This is a genomic window from Methylobacterium sp. WL18 (assembly GCF_008040015.1).
GTDB classification, from domain to species: Bacteria; Pseudomonadota; Alphaproteobacteria; order Rhizobiales; family Beijerinckiaceae; genus Methylobacterium; species Methylobacterium mesophilicum.
The window spans coordinates 1-454 of the sequence record NZ_VRVD01001331.1; the positions used below are offsets into that span (position 1 = coordinate 1).

Here is a 454-nt window from a genome sequence, read left to right on the forward strand (position 1 = left end):
GCAGGGGAGCCGTGCCGAGCACGATGGCGAACTCGTCGCCACCGAGCCGGGCCACGAGGTCGCCGACCGCCACCGTGGCGGCGAACCGGGCCGCCACCGCGCAGAGCAGCGCGTCGCCGACCGGATGCCCGTAGGTGTCGTTCACGACCTTGAAGCCGTCGAGGTCGAGGCACAGCACGGTCGCCGGCGCGCGGGCATCGCAGCTTGCCAGGGCCGCGTCCATGCGCTCCTTCAGGACCAGGCGGTTGGGAAGGCCCGTGAGCGCGTCGTGCCGGGCCATGTGGGCGACCCGGGCCTCGCTCCGGCGGCGCTCGGTGACGTCCTCGTGGGTGCAGAGCCAGCCGCCGCCGGGGATCGGGGCGTGGACCACGTCGACCGCCCGGCCGTCGGCGAAGTCGCAGGTCAGCGAGACCGGCTGGCCCTGCGCGGCGGTGCGCTCGCAGGCCGCCACCAG

General features: G+C 75.6%; 1 protein-coding gene. It reads right to left on the minus strand.

The genetic code is table 11. The features are described 5' to 3' along the window. A partial coding sequence (locus tag FV228_RS32600) for a diguanylate cyclase (protein ID WP_147858042.1) occupies window positions 1–454 on the minus strand: 454 nt, incomplete at both ends.